Genomic DNA, 22045 nt, shown 5'->3' with positions numbered 1-22045 from the left:
TCGGGAGCGGTTAGTGGTCAGTAGTTAGTTTTAGTTTCGAAGCCAGGAAAATAACATATTAACATTGTGCTGCTGTCGAGTCATCGATAAATTGGCGGATAGTCTTTAGCCCAAAGTCTTAAGTTTCAAGTCAAAGAAGAAAAAATCAACTTTAGACTTACGACTTAGTACTGTTGACTTAACACCACGATATATTAAATGCCCATCTGTTTCACCACCCGCCTGTGCGCCACCTCTTTTCCTTTTTTTGACTTGCCCTTTTTACGCTTGCCCAGCCAAATGATAAACCCGGTTATGGGCAGCGAAGCACAGGTAAGGCTGGCTAAAAAGGCAATGATTTTACCTGTTAGGCCCAGCACCTGGCCAACGTGCAAATCGTAATTCATGTTATTCATTTTCATGCCGGGGCTTTTTTGGGCGTGGCTGGTTTTTTTGAGCATTTTGCCGGTATACTTTTCAAAAGCATACTCATCACTTTTATAATAATGCAGGCTTTGCGCGTAGGCGCTTACGCCGATAGTTCCCGAAGCAGACGCATCATCAAACAATAAAAACATTTCGGCCCCGGGCGATCCTGCCTGTGCTGCTTCAAAAGCTTTATCAATCACAAAGCGGGTATTGGTTTTGCCCTTTAAAAGCGTATCTGATTTTAATACTGCTTTTTCCTGGGGATAGGCCTTGCCAAGGTTGGCTGTGGTATATATGCCTTCTCTCACCCAGTCAAAAGCTATAGATAAACCTGTTATAGCTAAAATCAGGGCAACGCCGGTGGCATAAAAACCTAATACATTATGTAAGTCGTAATTTACCCTGCGCCAGCGGCCGTTCCATTTTATGGTGAAGCTTCGCTTGCGATCGGTTTTACGTTTAGGCCACCACAGGATGATGCCCGTTATCATGAGCACCACAAATATAATAACCGATATCCCCACTACCAGGCCACCTATTTTGGGTGGCAATAACAGGTACAAATGAATGTATTCAATAATTATAAAAAAATTGTGCATCGGGTTTTCGGTGTGGGTAACCTTGCCGGTATAAGGGTTCAGGTATACATACAACATCCCCTTATCTTTCGGCAAATTCACCAATACGCCGGCCGGCCTGTCGGCCCCGTAATAATATATATAGCTGGCGGTGGCGCCGGGGTATCCTTTTAAACCTTCGGCCTTTAGTACAGATGGTGGCAGGTAAGGCTTATACAGGTTATCTACATGGCGATAATGGTGAGCAGTATCCTGGATCTCGTCCTGGAAACAAAATATACAGCCGGTAATACTCACAATAAACACCACCAGCCCGGCTATAAAACCAAGCCAGCGGTGCGCAAATAGTATGCCTTTTTTAAAGGTCATCATTAAAATTTATAGGTAAATGTAAGGGCGTAGTTTCTTAATTTTTGCGGGTTAACAGTGGTATAACCTATCCAGTATTTTTGATTGGTCAGGTTATCCATTTTAGCGCCTATCCGGTAGTTTTTCAGGTCGTAAAAAGCAGAGGCATTAAAAATGGTGTATGCCGGCAAAGTAAATACACCCTGGCTTACGCTGTTAATAATTTTGTTATCGCTGGCGTAGTTGCCGCCAAATCCAAATCCTAAACCTTTAACAGCGCCTTTTTGTAAACGATAACTTACCCAAAAATTGGCCAGGTATGGCGAAGACGCTGTTCCCGGGCGACGGTTGGCCACATCGGCATTGGTGGTAGCATCGTACTTAGAATCGTTGTACGAGAAGCCTAATACAGCGTTCAGGCCGGCAATTGGGTTGGCAATCACCTCGGCCTCGATGCCTTTGCTCAACTGGGTGCCATCCTGGATAACCCGGTTTGGCGTAGCCGATGGGCGGGTGATATCTTTAACTTTAATATCGTAATAGCTGATGGTGCTGCTTAGCTTACCCTCAAACAAATCCAGCTTAACACCGCCTTCAATTTGATTGGCATGCTCGGGTTTAAGTGGCTTATTATCTTCGGTAATACCTGTTTGGTTACGGAAACTGTTTTGGTAATTGGCAAACAAGGACACATGATCTTTCACGGGCTGGTAAACCAGGCCAAATTTTGGCGAGAAAGCGGTTTGCTGGTAAGCGCCATACCTTGTTTTGGTAGTAGGATCGTAATTGCCGATATTAACAAAACGATCTACCCGCAGGGCTGCCGATGCAAGTAACTGATCGGTAATGTTAAATACGTCAGATACGTATGCACTGTAGGTGTTACGGATATAGATGGCCGGGTAGGTAAAGCCATAGGTGCCGGTAGCATACATGGCATCCATAGCGGCTTTATTAAAGTTGCTGTAATTTTGGTTTCCTTTTAATGATACGGTATCCAAAGTGCTGCCGAAGAAGTACTGGTTGGAGTTATCCCTGAAAAAGTCGAGCCCGCCCACAAACCGGTTCCGGAATTTACCAATCTTGAAATCGCCATTAAAATTTTGCTGAATTTCGATCATATCATCCTTGCTTTTGCGGGTCGACTGATCATTGCGGGAAACAGAATCGCCGGGGAGCAGGTAATAGTAAGGGCCAAAACCATCAGAGTAACTATGGGTTGATGCGATGTTGGTACGCGAGGTCCATGAATTGGAGATCTTATATTTTACTTCGCCATAAAAATTGGTGCTTCTTGATGTTTCCGTTAAATCATTCCCCATGTATGATTGCTTGTAATCGATAGGAAGTTCATCAGCCCGATTGTGCCCAAGCTGGGCAATGGTTACACCATACGGAAAAAAGAAAATGGGCTTACCAATGCTTTTTCCGTAAAACAACTCTGCATCTACCGCGATACTTAACCTATCAGTAGCGTTATAAACCAGGCTTGGCGCCACAGCTATGGTGCGGTTAAAGCCAGTGTTTTGAAAACTGCCCTCGTGGTTATAGGCTGTATTTAAACGGAATAATACTTTTTTTTGAGCGTCAAGCGGCGTGTTAATATCGGCACTTACACGCTGAAAATCAAAGTTACCAACCGACGTAGATACTTCGCCGCCAAATGAGTCATAGGGCTTTTTGGTTACGCGGTTAATTAGTCCTCCGTATGATGTAAGACTGCTGCCGAACAAAGTGGCCGATGGGCCTTTTATAATCTCGATACGATCGATATTGGATGCATCAATCTGGCTGGTAACATTACCGGCAATGCCGTTGCGCAATGCAGATTGTACCACAAAACCGCGACTGGCATAATAAGCGCCACCATCGCCACCGCGGCCGGTTGCCTCCCACATTTTTTGAATTCCCGGTGCGTTACGTATGGCGTCATCAACCGAAAATACCTGTTGCTCCTGTAATAACTGGCTGCTGATACTATTGTAAACCGAAGCGTTTTCCAGGTTGTTCAAAGGCATTTTAGATACATCAACGCTTTTGTTGCGTTTAAACTTATTGGTTTTGTTGGCATTGATATTTACTTCCTGTAAACCGTGGGTAGCGTCAGATACGGTGAACTGCGGCATAACAATAGTTTTGCCGGCAATAACCTCAACGGCAGCCTCCTGGCTTTGGCTGCCAACCTGCGAAACCACCAGTATGTATTTGCCCTGCGGCGCCCTAAAGCTAAAATCGCCATCGTCATTAGTAACAGCGCCATATTTGGTGCCCTTTAACATCACCGAAACATTGTCGGCCGGCTTATTGGTATTGGTAACCACGTGCCCGCTAACGGTTCCCCGATTTTGCTGAGCAAATGCCGTTGTAACCATTAAAAGTAACAGGACAGGTAAAAGAACAATAGAAAATAGTTTGTAAATGTGGGGTTGGAGTTGATTCATTTTTATTTAGACTAATTATAAATAATGGCCAAAAGTAATCCATTATGACAATTCATCCAAATTTATTTAGAAAGATTCTAAACAGGTATCAAGTAGTTAGTATCAAGTATCAAGACATCTGGGACCTGAAGGGTTGCAATTAACACCATTCGCTCTATAGCTTTTTTCAGCTGCACATCTGCAATTTGAAATCTGCACATCTAAAACTATATATCCATTAATTCTTTTTTCTTCTTGCTTTTCATCCGTTTGGGTACAAACTCAAGTATCTCGTTTTTGAGGGCTTCAATCAGGCGACGCTTCAAAAAGTTACGCTGGATAACGATGCTTACTTCGCGGGCCGGTTCCGGGGACTTAAAATAGCGCACCTTGTCCAGCTGTTTATCGTTTAACTCGGCAAGGGCCAGTTCGGGTAATATGGTGGCGCCATTGTTTTGATCGACCATGCGTTTGAGGGTTTCAACGCTGCCGGTATTATATTCAAAATGCTGGAAACCTTTGGTGGCCTTGCGGCGCTGGCAAATGTTTAATACCTGTTCGCGCATGCAATGTCCTTCGTTCAGGATCCAGATTTCCTCCATATCGATATCATCGGGGGTAATGTTTTTCTTTTTTGAAAGCTTGCTGTTTTTAGATACGTAGGCTACAAAATTTTCATAAAAAACGGGGATCTCCGTCAAGCTACTTTCATGCAGCGGGGTTGACAATATTCCGCAATCAATCATCCCCAGTTTTAACTGCTGAACAATTTCTTCGGTTGTTTGCTCCCATACTACAAGCTTCACCTGCGGGTATTTTTCAATAAACCCGTGGATGATTTTTGGTAATATGTAAGGCGATACAGTAGGGATAATACCAACCCTTAGTTCGCCCGATAGCTCTTTTTGCCTGTCGGTAATGATCTCTTTGATCTTTTCACTTTCAGACAGCATGATGCGGGCCTGGGTAATTATTTCGATGCCAATTTCGGTAGGTGTCACAGGCTGTTTGCTACGGTCGAATATTTTTACGCCGAGGGTATCCTCCAGCTTTTGTACCTGCATGCTCAAGGTAGGCTGCGTAATAAAACACTTTTCGGCGGCTAAAACAAAGCTGCGATAGGTATCGACAGCTACAATGTACTCCAGTTGTGTTATGGTCATTTGATATAGATAAATTCTATACAAATATAGTAATTATTGATTTTCTCTATTGAATTATTATACTGAAGTTTGAATGACAAAACCAAGTATTTATGGAAACTAAAAAGAAACTGACAACCGCCTCGGGCAAGCCTTACGCCGAAAACGAGAACTCCCAAACCGCGGGGCCAAGGGGGCCAATTCTATTGCAGGATTTTATTCTGCACGAGAAAATGGCACATTTTAACCGCGAACGTATACCTGAGCGTGTTGTGCATGCCAAGGGTTCGGGCGCATACGGCACACTGACAATTACACATGATATAAGTAAATACACCAGGGCAAAAGTTTTTAACGCCATTGGCAAGCAAACAAAATTGTTTCTTCGTTTTTCGACCGTTGGCGGCGAAAAAGGATCGGCAGATACCGAGCGCGACCCGCGTGGCTTTGCCATTAAGTTTTATACCGAGGATGGTAATTGGGATTTAGTTGGCAATAACACCCCTGTGTTTTTTATAAAAGACCCCAAAAAATTTGGCGATTTCATCCACACGCAAAAGCGCGACCCGTATACCAATTGCAAAAGCGCTACCATGATGTGGGATTTTTGGTCGTTAAACCCCGAAAGCCTGCACCAGGTAACCATTCTGATGAGCGATAGGGGTACGCCTTACGGCTATCGCCACATGGATGGCTTCGGCAGCCATACCTTTTCATTTATTAATGCCGCTAACGAAAGATTTTGGGTTAAATTCCATTTTAAAACCCAGCAAGGCATCAAAAACTTTACCGATGCCGAAGCCGGCGAAATGCGTGGCAAAGCCCCTGATTTTGCCCAGCATGATTTGCTAACCCATATTGATAATGGCGATTTTCCGAAATGGGCCATGAAAATACAGGTAATGCCCGAGGCTGATGCCAAAACTTACCACATCAACCCATTTGATTTAACCAAGGTGTGGCCACATGGCGATTACCCGCTGATTGATGTTGGCGTATTGGAACTGAATGAGAACCCGGATAATTATTTTGCCCATGTTGAGCAGGCTGCTTTTGCCCCGGCTCACGTTATTGATGGTGTTGGTTACTCGCCGGATAAAATGCTGCAGGGCCGAATTTTATCGTATCCGGATGCGCACCGTTACCGTTTAGGGGGCAATTACGAGCAAATACCGGTTAATAAATGCCCTTACCTGGTAAGCAATTACCAACGGGATGGCGCAATGGCAGTAAACGGCAATGGCGCATCGGCACCTAATTACTTCCCCAATAGCTTTGATGATATTGAGGCCGACCAAAGCTACAAAGAACCCGCCTGGGATTTTGGCAGCTCTGTTGGCGATTGGTACGACCGCAATGCCGAAGGCGAAAACGACCATTACACCCAGCCCGGCAATTTGTACCGGTTAATGGATGCCCAGCAAAAGCAGGACCTGATTAATAATATCGTAAACTCCATGAGCGGCATAGATGGGCCGAAGAAAGACCTGATTACCAACCGCCAGCTTTGCCACTGGTTCCGTGCAGATATTAACCTGGGCATGGCCATAGCCAAAGGCCTGCAGCTTGACCTGGCAGAAACCATGCAGCACATGCCGGCTTAGAGATTGTACGTTGGACGTTGTAAGTTTTACGTAAACAGCCTAAAGCAAAAAACCGCTAGTAGCTACTAGCGGTTTTTGCTTCAAATAAAAACGTATTACGTAAAACCTACAACGTTAAACGTACCACCTAAAACTTACTCCACGGTAACCGACTTAGCCAGATTCCTTGGCTGGTCAACATTACAGCCCCTCATAACGGCTATATGGTAAGCCAATAGTTGTAATGGTATAGTTGCTATCAGCGGCACAAATGCTTCGTGGGTTTGGGGTATCTCAATTACATAGTCGGCCATGTCTCTTACCTCGGTATCGCCTTCGGTAACAATTGCTATTACGTGGCCTTTGCGGGCCTTTACCTCCTGTATATTACTGATCACCTTTTCATATGATGAGCTTTGGGTTGCAATTACAACCACCGGCATATCATCGTCAATTAAGGCGATGGGCCCGTGTTTCATTTCGGCGGCAGGGTAACCCTCGGCATGAATATAGGAAATCTCTTTCAGCTTCAAAGCGCCCTCCAAAGCAACCGGGAATGAACTGCCCCTGCCCAGGAACAGGCAGTTGGTTGAATCTTTAAACTTGGCGGCAATCTTGATCACGTGATCGTTGCATTTTAAAGCTTCCTCAACCAGTTGAGGGATCTGGTTTAATTCGGTTAAATATTCAACCAGCTTACTTTGGGTTATTTTGCCGCGCTGCTGGGCTATATAAAACGCAATCAGCGTTAAAACACTTACCTGGGCTGTAAACGCCTTGGTTGATGCCACCCCAATTTCGGGCCCCGCATGTGTGTAAACACCGGCATGCGTAGTACGCGGAATGGATGCACCTACCACGTTGCAGATACCAAAAATAGTAGCTCCTTTTTCCTTGGCCAACTCTATGGCCGCCATGGTATCGGCAGTTTCGCCCGATTGGGAGATGGCTATTACCAAATCTTTCTCGGTGATGATGGGGTTACGGTATCTAAACTCCGAAGCATACTCCACCTCGACAGGTACACGGGCGTATTCCTCAATCAAATACTCGCCAACCAGCCCGGCATGCCATGAGGTGCCGCAGGCAATGATAATAATCCTGTCTACGTTCTTCAGCTTCTCCGTATATTCTTTGATACCACCCAACTGAACTTTGCCTTGCTGCGGGTAAATACGGCCACGTAAGCAATCGCGGATAGAGCGCGGCTGCTCGTAAATCTCTTTCAGCATAAAATGTTCGTAGCCGCCTTTTTCCAGCATTTCCAGCTTCAGGTCAAGCTCCTGGATATAGGGTGTTTGTACCGAGTTATCGATGTTTTTGATCAGCAGGTTATCACGGTGTATGTAGGCAATTTCGTTATCGTTTAAATAGATAACGTTTTTGGTGTATTCCACAATGGGTGTAGCATCTGATGCAATAAAGTATTCGCCTTTGCCAACACCTATCACCATGGGGCTGCCTTTACGTGCCGCTATCAGCAAATCGGGCTCGTCGGCACTCATGATCACTATGGCATAGGCGCCGATAACTTTAGTAAGCGATACCCTTACAGCCTCGCGCAGGCCGAGGCCTGTTTGGTCCATGATATCTTCTATCAGGTGAATGAGCACCTCGGTATCGGTATCGCTTTTAAAAATGTGGCCTTTGGCTGTAAGCGTTTCTTTAATAACGCCATAGTTTTCGATAATACCATTGTGTATTATGGTAAGCTTACGATTACCGGATGAGTGTGGGTGCGAGTTTCGGTCGCTTGGTGCGCCGTGGGTAGCCCAGCGTGTGTGCCCCATACCCATTGATCCTTTAAGATCAATGCCCTTCACAAAGTTTTCAAGGTCATCAACCTTGCCGGCCTTTTTATAAACCTTTAGTTCTTTATCTAACAGCGCAACACCGGCACTGTCATAGCCCCTGTATTCTAAACGATGAAGTCCTTTTATAATGATGGGATAAGCATCTCTGTAACCTATATAACCAACAATTCCGCACATAGTAAATTTTATAAAATGTAAATGGAGCAAAAATAATCAGCTATATAACACACTTCATAGCTTATTATTTTAATTATTTCAGAAAATGGAAAGGTTTTTACTTACTTAAAAATTAATTTTAAGAAGTGTTTTGGGCTTAAACAAAAAAATCCCCTAAGCGGGGATTCTTTTTATTTTAATTAAGCTTTTACAGCTTGGGTATCTTGGTATAAAAAATATTCAGCTTAATGCGGTAAGGCGAATTTTTATCGCTCCCAATCAATATTGTACGGCCCGCAATTTGCGCGCTTGGGGCTATAATGCCTGCGCCAGTGGTTGAGTTTACTTCGGTAGTATCAATAGGGGCAACGTAAGTGCCATAATCTATTGTCTTTTTACGAATCAAATCCTGTACGTAGCTTGTAATTACAAAGCGGTAGGCTTTTACCGGTTCTTTGGTGGTACGGGTGTAAAAGCCGCCAAATACCCCTGCCTGGTAAAGTGCATTTGATGACGATGCATCCTGTATCAAAATACGCTGGTTGGCAATATCTAATTGATACATGGCTAATTTGGGCAACGATTGATACGGAATACCCGAGCCTTGCACCGGTGTTATAACCAATTCGGCGCGGTTTAGCACAATTGAATCGGCGTTAAGCTTACTTAAGCCCGGGAACCCTACTTTGGCGCGCAATGCGCCCAACCCTTGCAGGTAAACTGTAGTTTGGCTGGTTACTTTAGCCTTCCTTGCGGCATCCGTCACACTGCCATACTGATGCCTTATTTCGGCAGCATGTATAGGGAAGGTTAACGATACACTTGCTGTATCTGTTGTAGTATCATTCTTGGCCTTGTAAAACACATCAAGGTGCGACCGTGTAGATGAAAGATTTAATTGCAAAGTACCACCCACATTTGAAGATTGCGCCCTTGCCACGGTTAGATATAAACCTTTAACTAAATCCTGGAAAGCCGCGTCAGAAGCTAACGCTGTACCAGTGGCATTAAAAAGGTTATCATAAATAAACTGCTTGCTAAAAGGTATACGCAACTGCGGCGCAACCCTTTGCACGGTATCAATGGTATCTTTACGAATGCGGGCAATGGTTAAGCTATCATGGGTGTTGGCTGTAAATGTTTTGGTTGCCAATACAGTAGCCTGGCTTGCCCAGCGTTTGGTGCCATAATAGGTTTCGTTAGTGGGCTTATTTTGTAGCTGATATACGTTAACTTTATAACGGGAAACTACAGAATCTCCATAAAAGCCATCGGCATAGCCCAGTACAAGCACGGCCGAATCTATAGTAAGTGTACCTGCAGGAACTGTATACGGAGCCGTTGGCAGCTGGATAGCCATTGCCACGTTTGTTTTAGTTGTACCAAAAACCGGGTCAACAAATTCGCCAAGCGGTGTTTTAGTTAAACCCGATGTAACTACGGTTGCGGTATCTTCGTCAACAGTGTTGATGGTAACGGTAGTATCAACAAGCAAAGTGCCGCTTACCTGGGATGACGTATCTACCCCTAAACCTATGCCCTCCTGGCGCTTACAGCTATTGAAAATAAAAAGACTTATTAACAGGGTCAATAAGTCTAATCTGAAAAATTTCATATATAATATTAAGTCTTATGCAACATGCACCAATTCGTCGTTGGTAATTTCGTCGTAAAAATTGTAATAATTTTCGAAATCTGCGGTAGAATCAAATTCTAAAACCGATTTATTGCTGTTTTTAACATTATTTAACACATCTGCGTCTATATTCTCGCTGCCCAAAACAATCCCGTCTGAGTACTGGATTGCGCCTGCATAAAGGGCAGTGTTGGTGCCTTCTTTGTAAGCGTCAACGTGCGCCTCGGTCATGTTGCTCATGATTGCTTTTTGGGCAAAGTCGGCGCCAAGCTTGTCATTAAAATCATTTTCGTAAATCGAATAAATGATTTTTGAATGCTTAAAAGTTGGATCGTCTTTGTAAGTAGTTTTTAAATACGCAGGCACCAGGGCGCTTAACCATCCATGGCAATGGATGATGTCTGGAGCCCATCCTAATTTTTTAACCGTTTCCAATGCACCTTTGCAAAAGAAGATCATACGCTCGTCATTATCGGCATAAAACTTGCCGTCCTTATCACCAAACACATGTTTACGCTGAAAATATTCTTCATTATCTAAAAAATACACCTGCATACGCGCTGCCGGGATAGATGCTACCTTAATGATCAGCGGGTTATCATTATCGTTGATAATAATATTCATACCCGATAAACGGATAACTTCATGAAGCCTGTTCCTGCGCTCGTTAATATTGCCAAAACGCGGCATAAGGATCCGGATCTCGAATCCCTTCTCCTGCATTGCCTGCGGAAGTTGGCGTGTTATTTCAGCAATTTTTGTGAGTTCAAGGAAAGGAGACATTTCATGAGTTATAAACAATAGCTTAGATTTACCCATCACTTAATCAGTATTAAAAATATGTAAAGAAGTCAAAAAATTTGAGTGTGCAAATATAATCATTATTATATGAACTGTCAACGAATTGTGCAAGTAACTTTTGGTATTTTTTGCGTAAATGCACACCTTTACCAAATTTTGTAATTCAAACTACATTGAAGATATTTACTACCAGGCAACAGCTAAACCAGTACTTTGCCAACAAAACCGGCAAAACTGTTGGCTTTGTACCTACAATGGGCGCACTGCATAACGGCCACGTATCGTTAATTAAACAGGCTCAGCAAATTAGCACCGAAGTGGTTTGCAGTATTTTTGTAAACCCCACCCAGTTTAACGATCCGAAAGACCTTGAAAAGTATCCCCGTCCCATTGCTGCCGATATAGCTATGCTGGAGCAGGCAGGCTGCGATATATTGTTTAACCCGGCGGTTGATGAGATGTATGATGGTAATGAGAAATGGCATTTAGATATAGGCAACCTGGAGCATTTACTGGAAGGCAAATTCCGGCCGGGACATTACCAGGGTGTTATGCAGGTGGTAAATAAACTGTTCAACATCGTAAAGCCCGACATCGCCTTTTTTGGCCAAAAAGACTACCAGCAGTTTATGGTGATCAATAAAATGGTTAATTTATTAAACATGCCGGTAAAGGTGGTCATGTGCCCCATTTTGCGCGATGACGATGGCCTGGCCATGAGCTCGAGGAATATTCACTTAACCGCCGGCGACAGGCAGCATGCCCTCATATTATCAAAAACATTAAACTGGGTTAAAAGCAATTTCGATACAGAAAATATACAAATGCTTCAGCAGCAGGCAGAACAGATGATTGGTGCTGAGCCGGACATTAGCCTTGAATATTTTGAAATTGTTGATGGCGATACATTATTGCCGGCCACCGCCGCCACTCAAAATATAGTAGCCCTGGTAGCAGCCCGGGCAGGTAAAACAAGATTGATAGATAATATGTTGATTGGATAGACGAGGGCTGATAGATCATGGCAAAAATAGCGTTACAGCCGTGATTAATCATTTTACAATCTATCGACTATGGACCATGAACTATCGACTAAATTTATTTATAACTTTGCACCATGATTATTGAGATATTGAAGTCCAAAATTCACAGGGTGAAGGTTACGCAGGCGGAGCTGAATTACGTGGGCAGTATTACAATTGATGAAGACCTGATTGAAGCGGCCGATATTATTCCGAACGAAAAAGTTCAGATAGTGAATAACAATAACGGCGCGCGTTTTGAAACTTATGTTATAAAAGGTGAGCGCGGCAGCGGCACGGTTTGTTTAAATGGTGCTACCGCCAGGCTGGCCCAGGTTGGTGATGTGGTTATCATTATGTCATACGCCTACATGGAGCGCGACGAGGCAAGAAAATATGAACCCATATTGGTATTTCCTGATGCTGATAATAAATTAATAAAGTAAATTAGGGCGGTTTTAAAGCCCCTGGTTTACTAATGAAATTACCTTTAACCTTTACCTTTCTTTTCATGGCATCGCTATGCTTTGCCCAGCGTCAGAATGTTTATTTTTTGAAAAACAACGGCAAACATGTTGATGTTCGCGACAGCGCCGATTATATCAGGATCATTCGCGAGCCCGATTCAGGGACTGTTTTTTTCAATGTTCTGGAGTACTATCCTAACGGGAAAGTTAAGATGCTGGGTAAAACCTCTACCATCGATCCGGTAACACTTGAGGATCAGTGCATCACTTATTTTAAAAACAGCAATAAAGAATCTGTGCGCACCTACAAAAAAGGCAAAGTGATTGGTAGCGCGTATGATTATTTCCCAAACGGTAAGTTATACCTTGGCAGGGAGTTTCCTGATAACGACAGTCCTTATAATGATTTTGAAGAAAACTACCTGGTGACGGATTGCCGCGATTCTGTAGGAACGCTATTGGTAACCAACGGTAACGGGCATTATGTTGGTTATAGTAACAATTTAAAAAAAATAACCGAAGAGGGCGAAATCAAAAATGGCAAACGGGAAGGGCTTTGGAAAGGCCGCTTTGATGATATCCACACCCGTTTTGAAGAAAATTATAGTAACGGCCAGCTTATTTCAGGTACTGCAACATTAGATGAAGGCACAGTTAATACCTATACCAAAACAAGGAGTGTGCCACCGCAGTTTAAGGGCGGGGTGCCAGGCTTTGGCCGGTATCTTTCAAATCATATTGAATATCCCACCTATGCAAGGCAAAATAATATACAAGGCCGGGTAGTTTTAACCTTTGTTGTTGAAAAAAGCGGCCAGGTTACAGAGGTTAAAGTTACAAAATCTGTTAGCAAGGAGCTTGATGCCGAAGCCGCAAGGGTATTAAACGCTTCGCCGAAGTGGGTACCGGGTACCAGGTTTGGCCGTGCGGTAAGGGTCATATATTCAGTACCGGTTGCTTTCGCTTTACAGGGGTATTGATACTATCGCTCCCGCGGCTCCGCACCTATGCTTAACGATACTTTAAGTTCCACATCGGTGTTAACGGCTTTACGTAACAGGTAAACCATCCTGATGCGCACGCTTGGCTCCCTTACAATCTCATCCAAAAAATGCGAGTTGTCTATATCCAGCACTACACTGTTACCAACATTGGCAGTAATATCTTTACGAATGGCCACCAACACCTCGTCGCTGCCATCGGCTTTGGCCATATAAATCCTTAATGCTGCAATATTGCCAATGTTATAATCCGATGGATCTTTTGATTGCAGCTTTGCCGATATAATGCGAACTTCACTTATCTGGTTTGCATTATTGCCATCTTTGGTAAAATCCTGGTCGAAACTGTTGGCTGTACTTATGGCGGTATGCGGCTGATCGACCGATGATGATGCCGGAATTACCAGGTTAGCCGTGTAAGGGAACGTAGATTTCATGATTGACTGCAGCATACCACAGCTTCCGAAGAGGAAAATAGCGGCAAACAGAAAAAATGTATGTTTCTTCATCATAATTTATCGCTGTAAGGTAATTGTACATTACTACAATTACAAGTTTAATTGGTTTTATAGGTAATTTATACCTTGTATAAATATATTAAGATTTTATGGAAACAAATGGTTTATTGCAAGTACTTAATAATATAAATATCCTAACACCGCAGATAAAAAGCCAGCTTGAGTCATATCTGGTTGAAGACCATTATGCTAAGAAATCAATCCTGTTAAAAGCAGGGCAGGTGTCGCAGCGCATTTATTTTGTAAAACAAGGCTTTACCAGGGCCTACTACCATAAAGCGGGTAACGAATTTACCAGTTGGTTTAATGGCCAGGGCGAAATCATTGTATCGGTCTATAGCTTTTTTTCGCGTAAGCCTTCTTTCGAAAACATCCAGGTACTGGAAGATAGCGTTCTGCAATCCATCAATTGGGACCAGCTACAAGCTATGTACAAAAAATACCCGGAGTTTAACCTAACCGGACGCCTTGTTACCGAACAGTATTACATCCGCAGTGAAGAGCGGACTATTAACCTGCAAACGCTCAGTGCAAAAGAACGGTATGAAAACCTAATGCAAAGCCATCCCGGCATCCTTCAAAAAGCGTCCCTGGGGCAAATAGCATCATTTTTAAGTATTAAACAAGAAACCTTAAGCAGGATAAGAGCTAAAGGGTAACGTTTTTTGATATAAGTCAAAACTTATTGACAGGCCTGGCACCGAGATTTGATTTAATCAAAAACATAAAACCATGCTTTATATCATTTTAATTTGTTTTGCCGTTTGTTTCCTCATTGAAAAGCTTTCGCCCGGGTGGAAACTTCCCCAGGTGCCTACCTGGACCATAAGGGTGCTTGCTATCAATTTTGTACAGTTACTTATTGTAGTTATTGCCGGTTATAGCTGGGAAAAATGGCTGTCTGGCTATTCTCTTTTCTTTCTGTCGCGCCATATGCCCAATTGGCTTGGCGGAGTGGTGGCTTACTTTATAGCAACTTTTATATTTTATTGGTGGCATAGGTGGCGCCATCGGAGTGATTTTTTATGGCGGCATTTTCACCAGATACATCATAGCGCACAGCGCATTGAAGTGATAACGTCATTTTATAAACATCCGTTGGAGATGGCTGCTAACTCAGTAATAGGCAGTTTGCTGGTGTACACGCTGCTTGGCTTAAGCCCCGAGTCAGGAGCTATATATACTTTGTGCACCGCTTTGGGCGAATTTTTCTATCACACCAATATCAAAACTCCAAAATGGATAGGCTACATTTTCCAGCGACCCGAGATGCACCGTATCCATCACGAGTACGAAAAACACAGCAATAATTATGGCGATATTGTTTGGTGGGATATGTTATTTGGCACGTACCGCAATCCGCAAAACTTTACAACATCATGCGGATTTGATACAGACAAGGAGCTAAAACTCACCGAAATGCTAAAATTTAAGGACGTACATAAAATATAAATATTAATTCAAAAAAAAGATTAATTGTGTGCGTCAAAACTCTATCTTTGCACCCCGACACTGAGGTCGGGATTTCTCGCCTTCAGTGCATAGGAAAAATCGTTTAAAGGAGATAAAAATCCTTTAACTTTTGACTTAGAACTTTTGATTTAAAAAAAAGCCCTATGCCCAAAGATAATTCCATCAAATCCGTTCTGATTATCGGCTCTGGCCCCATTATTATTGGCCAGGCCTGCGAATTTGATTACGCCGGCTCGCAAGCCGCCCTTTCCCTTAAAGAAGAAGGCATCACCGTTTCCATCATCAACAGCAACCCCGCCACTATCATGACGGATAAGGTTATTGGCGATCATGTTTACCTGCTGCCCTTAACCTGCGCAAGTATCGAGCAGATACTTAATGAGCGACAAATTGACGCGGTACTACCTACCATGGGTGGCCAAACCGCGCTTAACCTTTGTATTGAAGCTGCCGAGCAAGGTATTTGGGAAAAGTACAATGTAAAAATTGTGGGTGTTGATATTGCCGCCATCGAAAAAACCGAAAACCGCGAAGCTTTTCGCCAATTGATGGTTGATATTGGTGTAGGTGTTGCCAAATCCAAAATTGCCAACTCTTTTCTGGAAGGTAAAGAAGCCGCGCAGGAAATTGGTTTCCCGCTGGTTATCCGCCCAAGCTATACCCTTGGTGGTAAAGGTGCAGGCTTTGTGCACAAAAAAGAAGATTTTGATGCCGCATTAAGCAAAGGCTTACAGGCATCACCTACCCACGAGGTTTTGGTTGAACAAGCCGTTATAGGTTGGAAAGAATACGAATTGGAACTGCTGCGCGATAATAACGACAACGTAATTATCATCTGCTCTATCGAAAACTTCGACCCGATGGGTATCCATACCGGCGACTCGATAACCGTGGCCCCGGCCATGACCCTGAGCGACCGCTGCTATCAGGATATGCGTAACCAGGCCATCCGCATGATGCGCGCCATTGGCAACTTCGCTGGTGGCTGTAACGTACAGTTCTCGGTTAACCCTGCCGACGAAGCCATCATCGCCATTGAAATTAACCCGCGCGTATCGCGTTCATCGGCACTGGCATCCAAAGCAACCGGTTACCCAATTGCTAAGATTGCTGCTAAGCTGGCCATAGGTTATAACCTTGATGAAATAGAAAACCAGATCACCAAAACAACTTCGGCTTATTTTGAGCCTACTTTGGATTATGTGATTGTAAAAATACCACGCTGGAACTTTGATAAATTCAAAGGCGCCAATCGCGAGCTTGGCCTGCAAATGAAATCGGTAGGCGAGGTAATGGGCATTGGCCGCAGCTTTATTGAAGCTTTGCAAAAAGCCTGTCAGAGTTTAGAGATAGGCCGGGCCGGTTTAGGTGCCGATGGCCGCCAAAGCCGCAACCTGGAAGAAATTATGTACAGCCTGGAGCACCCTAGCTGGGACAGGTTATTCCATATTTATGATGCCTTAAGCCTTGGTGTACCAATAGAATCGGTACGTAAAGTTACCAAGATCGATCGCTGGTTCCTGAACCAGATTATGGATGTGGTTAACTTAGAGAACGAACTGCGCCGTTACTCACTGAACAATATCCCTGAAGACTTCCTGTTCACCCTAAAACAAAAAGGCTTCTCGGATACACAAATTGCTTACATTTTAGGCAACGTTACCGAAGAAGATGTTTACCAGCGCCGCAAAGCCCTGGGCATTAAGCGTGTTTACAAAATGGTTGACACCTGCGCTGCGGAGTTCCCTGCAAAAACACCTTACTATTACTCTACTTACGAAGGCGAAAACGAATCTGTCTCGTCTGATAAAAAGAAGATCATCGTTTTAGGATCAGGCCCCAACCGTATAGGCCAGGGTATTGAGTTTGATTATAGCTGCGTGCACGGATTACTGGCCGCAAAAGAATCGGGCTTTGAAGCCATCATGGTTAACTGTAACCCCGAAACGGTATCAACCGACTTTAACATGGCCGACAAGCTATACTTTGAGCCGGTTTACTGGGAGCACGTTCGCGAGATCATCGAATTGGAAAAACCTTACGGTGTAATTGTACAGCTTGGTGGCCAAACCGCTTTAAAAATGGCCGAGAAGATGCACGAGCACGGCATTAACATCATAGGTACCTCATTCAATGATATGGATGTGGCCGAAGACCGCGGCCGTTTCAGCGATCTGTTGAAAGAATTGAATATCCCTTACCCTAAATACGGTGTTGCCGAAAGTGCCGAAGAAGCCCTTGAAGTAGCGCACCAGGTTGGTTACCCGGTACTTGTTCGCCCAAGCTATGTATTGGGTGGCCAGGGCATGAGCATTGTGATTAACGATGAGGATTTGGAGAAAGCTGTTGTTAGCTTACTTAAAAACCTGCCCGGTAACCGCGTACTGATTGACCACTTCCTTGACCGTGCCGCCGAAGCCGAGTCTGACTCGATAAGCGATGGCGACGACGTGCACATCGTTGGTTTAATGGAACACATTGAGCCAGCCGGTATCCACTCGGGCGACTCATTTGCGGTGTTACCGCCTTTTGATTTATCCGACAATGTGATAAGCCAGATGGAGGAGTATACCGAAAAAATTGCCAGGGCCTTAAATGTGCGTGGCTTGCTAAACATCCAGTTTGCCGTTAAAAACGACCAGGTGTTTGTGATAGAAGCCAACCCGCGTGCGTCGCGTACGGTACCTTTTATAGCCAAAGCTTACGATGTACCATACATCAACATAGCGGCCAAAGTAATGCTGGGCGTTGCCAAACTGAAAGACTTCACCATCGAACGCAAACTTTGGGGCTATGCCATCAAAGAACCGGTGTTCTCGTTTGATAAATTCCCTGAAGTGAACAAGGAGTTAGGCCCTGAAATGAAATCGACAGGAGAGGCTATCCGCTTTATCCCTAACCTTCAGGACCCATATTTCCGTCACCTGTACAAAGAGAAATCAATGTACCTGAGCCGGTAAAGTAGTCTTTAGTCGGAAGTTTTGAGTTCTAAGTCGAGAAAGACAGATCACTTATGACGATCGGCTAAGTACTTATGATTTAAAAGTAGTTTAATAGCTAATAACAATTGCCTGTAGCCCCGGTTACAGGCAATTTATGGTTAAATTTAGTTGCTATAGTTTGAAAGTTAATTTGAATAATAACCAGGCATTCAACCTTAATAGTGTTGACCCTGAGGATTTAGGTGACGTTCTTGTAAAAATTGAAAGATCATTTAATATTAGTTTCGAAGATACATCTGTACGGGATGTAAAAACGTTAGGTAAACTTTGCGATATTGTTGTTGAAAAGATAAAACACGTAAACAACGAAAGCTGTACCACCCAGCAGGCATTTTACAAAATCAGGAATGCCATTAACTGTACCATTACCGCTCCAAGGGAATTGGTAAAACCCCAAACCCGGCTCGAAGACATTTTTCCGCGGGATAACCGAATTGTGGTTATTAATGAGATTGAACGGGAAATGGGTTTTCAGCTTAATTTATTGCAGCCCAAACAAGGAGTAATTGCCGCTTTTGCATTTATACTGGCCGCATCGCTGGCTGGCTTTTTCTTTCAGCCTATCGTAGCCGCCTTTGGCCTGGCAATTGCCCTTTCGGGATTTGCCCTTGCAGGCAGGTTTGGTAAAGAACTGAAAGTAAAAACCCTTGGCGACCTGGCCGAAAAAGTGGCAAGGGAACATTACCTTAAATGCAGGCGCGATGCTGCCACCGTGAACCGCGCCGAGGTAGTACAAAAAGTTAAAGAACTTTTTACTAACGAACTGCACCTAAAACCATTGGTATAGGCTCATAACGCTAAATTTAATTAGTGGGATAAGTATTTATTGTTTTTTACGTTATTGTAATAATATGACGAAAGCCCCGGCATTAAGGGGCTTTTGTTGTTTAATATATAACCTTATGAACACTGCCTGCAAAGCCTTAACGTCCATCTTCGCATCCTTTTGCCTCATTTTTACTGTACATAATGCTAAAGCCCAGGCTAAATTTGCTATTGGTGGCGGTGGGGCATTAAGCTACTCCAAAGAAAACATGCCCGGCTATGGAATTGTAGGTCAGGGTGAGTTAAGATTAAATAACTTTTTGAGTATTACACCATCCGTTGGTATCGAGGCGCCTTACCTGGCATATGCCGGTCTTGCAGCCAGGGTATACGTTACTCCTCAATTTTACCTGCATGCGGGTGGCTTTGTGAATGCCGAAGGCGACGTTTTTAGCGAGACAGGTGGTGGCGGCACAGCCGGCATAGGATATATGGTGATGACCACAACACATCAAACTATAGATTTAAACTTTCACGCCGATATCAAAAACAATAATAACAGGTCGCTAAGCATTTTCGGTATCAGGCTTATTTACAGTTATTCGTTTACCCGGCTAAAGTAAACAGATTCATTACCGGCATAGGCTATTTATCAACCATTAATCCCTTTACCTCAAACGTAACCGTCCGTTTAGGATCGGTTTTTACCTTGTGCTGCCTTTTACCGCTTACTGTATCGCCCGCCAGATGTTGCAGATCATCGGCGATAAACATTTTTTCGGCCACGCCTTCTATAATTACGGTACGGCCAGCCAACTGGGTAGGTAGCATAACATTGTAGTTTTTAAAGTGAGCCGCCATTATTTTGCCACCACCGGCGTCTACATCAAACCAGCCGCCTTTTTCTTTAGTCACTTTTATAATCTTACCCTCAATGGTGGTGCTTATCCTAGTCTTTTTGCCCATAGATGCTTCCAGTTTATTAGCAGGCATCATGGCCATGGTATCTGGCTTTTGGCCGTAAACCATACCATGGGGTAGGGGTATGTGCTTTTGGGCAAATACCATCGCAGGCATTAATAACGCAATTAATAAAGGGGATATTTTCATGACTATAGCTTGTTTTTACATAACACCATAGCCTGCAAAATGTTGCATATTTACTTTAAGGGCTTATTACTGTTACATTTTGTGTTTATTGGCCGTATTATATTCACTTTAAACTCATTTATTTTTATTCAATTTGCAACCGGCTTTTATTTAAGTGTTAATGAATGTTAAAATATTCGTTTTAGGTAATAAGCTTTGTCAAGTTGTTTATTTTTACAGCTGATAATACCGTGCTCATTAATTCATATTATTTCAAATGAACAAAAATCTTACTAATTCCATCCTGTTTGCAGCAGTAGTGTTTACTATTGCTTTAACCCAGGCAGGGTGTATTAAAAGCAATAATCCAACTCCTGGCGTAGTGCCTGTTATATCTACCACTGATGTGGTTAAAGATGCTGCCGACACCAGCGCCCATAGCGGCGGTTTTATTACCGAGGCGCTTACTTATGCCGTATCAACCTATGGTGTATGCTGGAGCGCTACAAACCCAACCCCAACTACTGCCGATTCAAAAACTGCCGATACTGTTAACTATTTAACCTATGCCAGTAAAATGAAGGGCTTAAAAGTTAACACCAAATATTATGTACGCGCCTACGCCACCAATTCTGTTGGTACCGGCTATGGTAAAGTTGTGGAATTTACTACCGGTACCGATTTGACATCAAAAGTAGGCACCGTGAGCACATTTGCCGGTAATAGTAGTGCCGGCTTCATTGATGCTACAGGTGCCGCCGCGTCTTTTTACAGTCCGCAAGGTATCACCATTAGCAGTACAGGTACTATTTATATAGCCGATGCTTTTAACAGCGCCATCAGGACTGTTACTACCGGCGGTACTGTAAACACATTAACTGGTAACGGAACAATAGGGTACGTAGATGGCTCACTGGCCAATGCCCAGTTCTACGCACCGGAAAGCCTGGTAACTGATGCCGCAGGCAACATTTATGTAGCCGATTTTAGCAATAACATTATCCGTAAAATAACCCCTGCAGGTGTGGTAAGCACATTGGCAGGTAGCGGAACCGCAGGTTACGACGATGGAACAGGCACTGCCGCTACATTTAATAGCCCGCGCGGCATAGTGATTGACGGTTCTGGCAGCCTTTACGTAGCCGACAGGGGTAATAACCTGATCCGCAAGGTTACAGCCGCAGGTGTGGTAACAACATTTGCCGGCAACAGGGCAGCAGCCTGGGTTAATAATACTACGGCTACCAGCGCGTCATTTAACAAGCCATCGGGCCTGGCTATAGATGCAGCAGGCGATATTTATGTAGCCGACGCGCTAAATTATTCCATCCGCAAAATAACAGCGGCCGGTGTAGTGAGCACCTACCTGGGCGATCCAAAGCACCAGGTTATTGGTTCGCCATCGGCATTGACATTTGATGCTAAAGGAAACCTTTTTATAGCCGACCAAACCGGCCGTGTATTTGAGATCACCACCAATAAAGTTTTATTGCCGTTAGCCGGCATTAGCGCTACGGCTGGCTTTGCCGAAGGTAGTGGTACAAACGCCTTATTTGCATCGCCACAGGGAGTAGCCGCCGATGCAAGCGGCAACCTATACGTAACCGACTCTGGCAATAACCGTATCCGTAAAATTGTATTGCCTGCTTTATAAATAGGTTAAAGGTAAAAGGCGAAAGGTAAAAGGTAGCTGCGTTAGCGGCATGTCCCAATTAGGTGAATCAACCGGGCGAAGCCCGGTTGATTCACCTTTCACCTTTCACCTTTCACCTTTCACCTTTCACCTTTCACCTTTCACCTTTCACCTTTCACCTTTCACCTT

General features: G+C 43.8%; 18 protein-coding genes. 10 read left to right on the top strand and 8 right to left on the bottom strand.

All coding sequences use genetic code 11. From position 1 onward, the window contains the following. Nucleotides 1-194: 194 nt before the first annotated feature. The 3 genes from AC1DU2_RS21830 to AC1DU2_RS21820 form a co-directional block, all read right to left on the bottom strand. Nucleotides 195-1358, bottom strand: a complete 1164-nt coding sequence (locus AC1DU2_RS21830; protein WP_477386841.1) for a PepSY-associated TM helix domain-containing protein — start codon at nucleotides 1356-1358, stop codon at nucleotides 195-197. Next, nucleotides 1358-3775 (bottom strand): TonB-dependent receptor domain-containing protein, encoded by a 2418-nt coding sequence (locus AC1DU2_RS21825; protein ID WP_477386839.1) that lies wholly within the window; start codon nucleotides 3773-3775, stop codon nucleotides 1358-1360. Before AC1DU2_RS21825 ends, AC1DU2_RS21830 begins: the two co-directional genes overlap by 1 nt. Nucleotides 3776-3981: 206 nt before the next feature. Next, entirely contained in the window at nucleotides 3982-4917 is a 936-nt protein-coding gene (locus AC1DU2_RS21820) for a LysR substrate-binding domain-containing protein (protein WP_477354405.1), read from the bottom strand. 92 nt (nucleotides 4918-5009) lie between these two features. On the opposite strand from AC1DU2_RS21820, the gene AC1DU2_RS21815 reads away from it, so the two are divergent. Next, nucleotides 5010-6500, top strand: a complete 1491-nt coding sequence (locus AC1DU2_RS21815; RefSeq protein WP_477386837.1) for a catalase — start codon at nucleotides 5010-5012, stop codon at nucleotides 6498-6500. A 134-nt stretch (nucleotides 6501-6634) separates the two neighbouring features. Here the strand turns inward: AC1DU2_RS21815 and glmS are convergent, their stop codons facing one another. The 3 genes from glmS to AC1DU2_RS21800 all read right to left on the bottom strand — a co-directional run bounded on the left by glmS (nucleotide 6635) and on the right by AC1DU2_RS21800 (nucleotide 10904). Next, a complete protein-coding gene (gene glmS / locus AC1DU2_RS21810) occupies nucleotides 6635-8470 on the bottom strand; it encodes a glutamine--fructose-6-phosphate transaminase (isomerizing) (RefSeq protein WP_477386835.1) in 1836 nt (611 codons plus the stop codon). Nucleotides 8471-8657: 187 nt separating this feature from the next. Next, nucleotides 8658-10064, bottom strand: a complete 1407-nt coding sequence (locus tag AC1DU2_RS21805; RefSeq protein WP_477386833.1) for a DUF4270 family protein — start codon at nucleotides 10062-10064, stop codon at nucleotides 8658-8660. Between the two features lie 15 nt (nucleotides 10065-10079). Then, the gene (locus tag AC1DU2_RS21800) at nucleotides 10080-10904 is read right to left on the bottom strand and encodes a glycogen/starch synthase (protein ID WP_477366556.1); all 825 of its coding nucleotides are present in this window, start codon (nucleotides 10902-10904) and stop codon (nucleotides 10080-10082) included. Between the two features lie 155 nt (nucleotides 10905-11059). On the opposite strand from AC1DU2_RS21800, the gene panC reads away from it, so the two are divergent. The 3 genes from panC to AC1DU2_RS21785 all read left to right on the top strand — a co-directional run bounded on the left by panC (nucleotide 11060) and on the right by AC1DU2_RS21785 (nucleotide 13355). Beyond that, entirely contained in the window at nucleotides 11060-11890 is an 831-nt protein-coding gene (panC, locus tag AC1DU2_RS21795) for a pantoate--beta-alanine ligase (protein ID WP_477386831.1), read from the top strand. Nucleotides 11891-12003: 113 nt separating this feature from the next. Next, the gene (gene panD / locus AC1DU2_RS21790) at nucleotides 12004-12354 is read left to right on the top strand and encodes an aspartate 1-decarboxylase (RefSeq protein WP_090651607.1); all 351 of its coding nucleotides are present in this window, start codon (nucleotides 12004-12006) and stop codon (nucleotides 12352-12354) included. 32 nt (nucleotides 12355-12386) lie between these two features. Beyond that, on the top strand, nucleotides 12387-13355 hold the full coding sequence (locus AC1DU2_RS21785; protein WP_477386829.1) for a TonB family protein: 969 nt from the start codon (nucleotides 12387-12389) through the stop codon (nucleotides 13353-13355). 2 nt (nucleotides 13356-13357) lie between these two features. On the opposite strand, the gene AC1DU2_RS21780 is transcribed toward AC1DU2_RS21785, so the two are convergent. Further along, nucleotides 13358-13888, bottom strand: coding sequence for a hypothetical protein (locus AC1DU2_RS21780; protein WP_477366564.1), 531 nt, complete (start codon nucleotides 13886-13888; stop codon nucleotides 13358-13360). 95 nt (nucleotides 13889-13983) lie between these two features. Between AC1DU2_RS21780 and AC1DU2_RS21775 the strand changes: the two genes are divergently transcribed. The 5 genes from AC1DU2_RS21775 (at nucleotide 13984) to AC1DU2_RS21755 (ending at nucleotide 19757) form a co-directional block, all read left to right on the top strand. Continuing rightward, on the top strand, nucleotides 13984-14553 hold the full coding sequence (locus tag AC1DU2_RS21775) for a Crp/Fnr family transcriptional regulator (RefSeq protein ID WP_477386827.1): 570 nt from the start codon (nucleotides 13984-13986) through the stop codon (nucleotides 14551-14553). Nucleotides 14554-14626: 73 nt separating this feature from the next. Continuing rightward, nucleotides 14627-15346: a sterol desaturase family protein gene (locus AC1DU2_RS21770; RefSeq protein ID WP_477386825.1), complete on the top strand. Its 720-nt coding sequence runs from the start codon at nucleotides 14627-14629 to the stop codon at nucleotides 15344-15346. Between the two features lie 164 nt (nucleotides 15347-15510). Continuing rightward, nucleotides 15511-18327 (top strand): carbamoyl-phosphate synthase large subunit, encoded by a 2817-nt coding sequence (gene carB, locus AC1DU2_RS21765; RefSeq protein WP_477366572.1) that lies wholly within the window; start codon nucleotides 15511-15513, stop codon nucleotides 18325-18327. A 160-nt stretch (nucleotides 18328-18487) separates the two neighbouring features. Then, nucleotides 18488-19156 carry an acyl carrier protein gene (locus AC1DU2_RS21760; RefSeq protein WP_477366574.1) on the top strand — a complete coding sequence of 223 codons (669 nt, stop codon included), beginning with the start codon at nucleotides 18488-18490 and terminating at the stop codon, nucleotides 19154-19156. A 115-nt stretch (nucleotides 19157-19271) separates the two neighbouring features. Then, the gene (locus AC1DU2_RS21755; protein ID WP_477386823.1) at nucleotides 19272-19757 is read left to right on the top strand and encodes a hypothetical protein; all 486 of its coding nucleotides are present in this window, start codon (nucleotides 19272-19274) and stop codon (nucleotides 19755-19757) included. A gap of 22 nt (nucleotides 19758-19779) precedes the next feature. Here AC1DU2_RS21755 and AC1DU2_RS21750 read toward each other — a convergent pair whose 3' ends face one another. Beyond that, nucleotides 19780-20244 (bottom strand): DUF4920 domain-containing protein, encoded by a 465-nt coding sequence (locus AC1DU2_RS21750; RefSeq protein WP_477386821.1) that lies wholly within the window; start codon nucleotides 20242-20244, stop codon nucleotides 19780-19782. A 256-nt stretch (nucleotides 20245-20500) separates the two neighbouring features. Between AC1DU2_RS21750 and AC1DU2_RS21745 the strand changes: the two genes are divergently transcribed. Further along, nucleotides 20501-21877, top strand: a complete 1377-nt coding sequence (locus AC1DU2_RS21745) for an NHL repeat-containing protein (protein ID WP_477386820.1) — start codon at nucleotides 20501-20503, stop codon at nucleotides 21875-21877. Nucleotides 21878-22045 lie beyond the last annotated feature (168 nt).

Source organism: Mucilaginibacter sp. P4_C11 (assembly GCF_056402115.1).
This window is presented reverse-complemented; position numbering and strand designations above follow the sequence as displayed.